Source organism: Haloarcula sp. JP-Z28, assembly GCF_011440255.1.
GTDB classification, from domain to species: Archaea; Halobacteriota; Halobacteria; order Halobacteriales; family Haloarculaceae; genus Haloarcula; species Haloarcula marismortui.
This window is the reverse complement of record NZ_JAAOHT010000130.1, coordinates 1-4,565: the sequence shown is the minus strand read 5'-3', so window position 1 is coordinate 4,565 and position 4,565 is coordinate 1. Positions and strand designations below refer to the sequence as shown.

Here is a 4,565-nt window from a genome sequence, read left to right as displayed (position 1 = left end):
GTCAGAGAATCGCGTCTGCTGCCTTCTGTGATAGGACAGTTGAAAATTAGTAATTAAACAGAAGTCACTCCAGCGGGTCTAGCGGCCGAACGGAATCGTGCTGACCGTTGTACCTGTTTACGTGCTCCCGTACGTCTTTGTCCTCGAGGTCGTAGAGGTCAAACACCGCCTGACCGATTTTTTGCCCAAGTTCGTCAATATCACCCTCGTTCCGTGCCGAGATAGATTAATCGAGAGCTTTCCACGAGATAGCCTCGTCAGATTGGCTACTCGATGTAAACTCGATGGTCGACGACTCGTGTACGCGGAGGTAATCGTAGTTTTTGCCGCCGCTGGTTGCTGAATCGGTCCATTCGACCAACTGAATGTTGTCAAAGTTGGCGACACGTTTCTCTCCGTCGTCGGGAGGATAGAGCCGGAAATAAAGGCGGACATAGGTAGCTTCCTCAGGTGTCGACAGCGACCGTTCGAGACGTTCCCAGCCAGTCGTCCGGTCCAGGTCGATTGATACTGAATCGAGTGCCGAACCACTGGTCGACTCGTACCATCGCACGAGCAGTTCCAGTCGGGTGTCCGTCTCGTGGCGGTACTGGCCGAGAAGGGTCGTCGGCCCGGTTAGGGGAACACGCGCGGCCGTCGTCAGAATCGACCGCTGGGTGTTGTCTGCGGTTCGGGAAAGTTGAATCCCGCCACTCCCGTCGTATCCGAACTCCGGACCGTTGGAGTCCGATCCACGACTGAACCGCCATAACGGACCTTCGTGCCGTCCGTCGTCGATATCAGGGTCGTCGAACGTTCCAGTCGGAAGGAGGTCACGGCCCAGTTCGACAGATTCTGCCCCGTCTATGACTCGGTTGACCCATCCCGAGTTCCGCGTGTATATCGTCCCGTCTCCGTCCAGCGTTCGGGTTGCTGTCTGGGCCGGTGTCTCGTCTCTTGCGACGTACTCCAGCCTGTTGTGGTCAAGCGAGAACTCATCCGACGACAACGCGGCTGTTTCCCGGAGTTGCCACGTCCTCGGTTTGTCGACCACCCCTTTCGGAACGTAGCCTTCAATCAGGAGCGGGTCAACGTACGCTCTGGTGATATCATCGTCAGTGACGTGGACCGTCAAGATATACGATGGAAACGTCGACCAGAACTCCTGGTCGAACACGAGGTTTCCAAGCGTCCACGCGACCAGTGTCTCATCCTGCAGTTCCACTCCACCGGTTACATGTGGATGGTGATTGACGACAACGTCTGCACCGGCTGTCTTTGCCGTTTCGGTCAGGCGTCTGATTTTGTCGGTCGGTTCCTGTTGATACTCGGAGCCGCCGTGGATCTGGACGACGGTTACGTCCGCGTTCGCATCGACTTCTGATACCGTCCGAGATATCGGTCGCGAGTCGCCGCTGCTACCCCGCCACTCCCGGAGACCGTCAGTTGCTCAGTGTCGGGTGTCCCGGCCACGTCGTCCCCCGACACTGCGTATGTCTCGGACTGGTTGTCGTCGGCTGACCAATCGATATCGTACTGGTCGCCCGTAACGGTAGTACAGGAGACCAACCCGATGGTAAGTCCCCGCCGTTCGAAGTACGTCGGTTCCCACGCTTCTGTGCTGGACCTGCCGGCACCAGACCGTTCGATCCCGGCAGCAGAGAGTGCCTGTAACGTCTCATCCAACCCCGGCGTCAACGCGTCGAGCGTGTGGTTGTTCCCCAGTGCGACGTAGTCGATCCCGGCATCGGCCATCGCGGGTGCGGCGTCCGGGTGCGATACGAAGTGGTACCGTTTGGAGGGGTGTCTCCATGCCGTCGTCGTCAGCGGTGTTTCGAGATTCACTGACGTGAGATCGGCGTCCTGTAACAGGGGGGAGATGTACTGTAGTATCGTCTGGTGTGATTCCATCCGGTCATCAGGTCGAATCTGGAAGTGCGGTTCGAGAGGGTGGTCGTCCTCGTAGAACCGACGGCCAAACATTACGTCGCCGCCGAAACTGAGCGCGACTGTTCCCTCACGAGGTGAGAGTCTGATACGAGGACTTGTTCCCGGAGCCACAGCGACAGTCCGTCCGATAAAATCCGTTTTCGTTGCGCGAAGCCAGATGGGTCCGTCGACCTCCACTACTTCAAATCGTCCTTGCTCATCAGTGGTTGTCTCGGCTACGGATCCTCTCCCTGGGACGATCGCTTTCAGCGTCGCACCGGTGATCCCCTCGCCCTCTATGTCGACAACTCGCCCCGATATGGGCTCGGAGCTACGTGCGGATTTTTGACCGGTCTGTTCTGTCTGGAAACCGTTTTCGGTCGACTCGGACGGCGAAAGAGCGTTACACCCGGCAATTCCCGTTCCCGCTCCGACCGTTGCAATCCGAACGAATTCACGACGGGACCACTGATCCATTGATCTGATAAAAGACTCCTTGATAAAAAAACGATGGACTGGCTCTGTTGAAACCCTACCCAGTCGATACAAACGGCCTGCGGCATACAGAGGGTAAGTTCAGCACACTATTGTGATCGGTACAACCCATTCTCAGTCCAGCGGTAATAGAGTTCTACTTCTGTTTGATTGGTTCGTTGGCTTCTTTTTTTTGAGTGCTTACTGCCTGCTCGAACTCACGCATGAACTCATCGACGGTGTTTCCCATGATGACGACAGGGTCTGTCCCTGCGAGAAGATTGGTCAGCACAGTGTCGGCGTCGGTGTCATCGTCGTGTTGGGTCACCGGAAGATCAGTGTTCTCGGCAAAGGCCCGCGTGTTGGCCCCACCAACGTGAACTTCATTGATGTGGCCTTGGTCGTAGAGAAGGTCAACGTACTCTGCGAAGGAGGCGGTTCGCCCCCGTCGATCTCGTCGGAGATAGACGAACGGGAGTATCTGTTCGTCTTCCGAAACGAGTGCCTGACGGACCATTTCCGTACTCTCGACGTCGTTCACCTGTGCTGCGTTGAACACACGACCGTCGGGAAGTCGGGTCCACTCCGGCTGGATCGCATCTAAAAACGCTTCGAGTTCACCGTCGGGCAGAGGCGATTCGCCGAGAAACGACAGAACCGCGTCAATCGCGTGCGCAGTCTCTGCCCCGATCATCCCCTCGTGTCGTTCTGGAATCTCGACCTGTTCGATGGTACCGCCCCGCCGTTCGATCTCCTCTCGCATATACTCGTGGAGAACAGGGTGTTGTTCCCCACTAATGACGTGTGTCCCGGCGGAGACCGACCGTGCGAATGATCGGGCAATTTTGGTTCGCGTTTTGCCGAGCGTGTCGTTGTGATCCTGGCGGACGTTGGTGAGAATGACGATGTCCGGATCGATGAGTTGTTGATTAATGAGCCGGGTGGTGTACTCGGTGATGCCCTGATTTTCGAAGATGCCGATATCCTCGGCGGCATAGGCATCGAGTTCCGGAGCGAACTCCCCGATAACGCTGATGTTCTCGTACAGCGTCGTCCGAGGGCCGCGGCGTTCGATGGGGTGAACCTCGCCGTTGTGGATGAGTGTCGGGTGGTTCCCGGTGATCTTCGTCAGCGTATCGTAACCCCGGCGATTGAACACGTCGTCGAGGCGGCGGGTGGTCGATGTCTTGCCACGGCTCCCCGCCACGGCGATGCGAGTGTCTAGGCGTTGGAGTGCCTTGCGGTGACGGAACCCTCGTGTTAACTCTTTAATGATACCGGTCAGGCTCGGCTTTCCGACCTCGATAGACCGCGGTTCGTTCCGCCACTCGTATTCGGCACCGATCATGAACATGGGGAGGGCACCCGCGGCCCGCTCTAGGAACCGCTCTAACGCATGCCTGGCATCGCTCTCCGTGGCAAACCGGTCTGCACTGTTGGCGAGTGTGCGCTCGGGTGTCTGTAATTGCCACACCCAATTGTTCCGATCCTGTGGAAGGTCGCCGGACGGCGTCGGGTCTTCTCTGACAATCGTTCGCGGATCGCTGATATCCTCGCTTTCGAACGCGTCCTCATCGCCGCTGAGCGAGGCAACTGCTCCTCGAACTCGGTCGACAGCCTGTCGGGCCTCCCGTGACGTATCGTAGTGATGGCCTCCGGTCGCAACCACGCGTTCCTGAATACGGAGTCGCCACGACCAACCGAACCCTCGCCCGTATATCTCGTATGCAGTCGTGCTCATGAGTCACCTCCCGACAGAACGGATGCCGACAGGACCTCGGACTCGTCAGGTTTGTCAACCGCATACCAGCGCCCGATCCCCAAGCCGACCAACACGACGAACACGCCTATCAGTATCACTGGAAGCGTGAGTTCTTGTGGGATGCCCTTCGGTTCCGGTGTGGCGAACAGCCGAGCCACGAGCACCGCTGGAACGAACACGACTGCTTGGAGAGGCAGTACCAGACGCCGCTCGAATGGCCCTGTCACGTGAGCGTTATATGCTGTGATGCCCGCGAGGAAGGCAATGAAAAACGCAGACAGCCCACGACTAATCGGGAGCGAGAGCGTGAGTGGCACTGCCACGAGAAGTGCAAACGCGGTGGTGGTTCCGAGCAGTACCCGGCCATACCGCAGTGTTGCGGAGTTCACCGCCTGAACGAAGCCGAATGCAAGAACCACTA

At 57.8% G+C, this 4,565-nt stretch carries 3 protein-coding genes and 2 pseudogenes; all 5 read right to left on the bottom strand.

The window, feature by feature from the left end:
• Positions 1-226: 226 nt before the first annotated feature.
• Positions 227-1,204 (bottom strand): hypothetical protein, encoded by a 978-nt coding sequence (locus tag G9463_RS23915; protein WP_240150139.1) that lies wholly within the window; start codon positions 1,202-1,204, stop codon positions 227-229.
• Positions 1,205-1,378: pseudogene (locus tag G9463_RS24420) on the bottom strand (CapA family protein); the annotation flags it as partial. It abuts the gene before it with no gap.
• The gene (locus G9463_RS23910; protein WP_205254260.1) at positions 1,336-2,385 is read right to left on the bottom strand and encodes a CapA family protein; all 1,050 of its coding nucleotides are present in this window, start codon (positions 2,383-2,385) and stop codon (positions 1,336-1,338) included. The gene G9463_RS23910 and the pseudogene G9463_RS24420, both read right to left, overlap by 43 nt.
• 154 nt (positions 2,386-2,539) lie before the next feature.
• Positions 2,540-4,123: a Mur ligase family protein gene (locus tag G9463_RS23285; protein ID WP_193569718.1), complete on the bottom strand. Its 1,584-nt coding sequence runs from the start codon at positions 4,121-4,123 to the stop codon at positions 2,540-2,542.
• Positions 4,120-4,565 (bottom strand): annotated as a pseudogene (locus G9463_RS23280) (hypothetical protein); the annotation flags it as partial. The pseudogene G9463_RS23280 and the gene G9463_RS23285, both read right to left, overlap by 4 nt.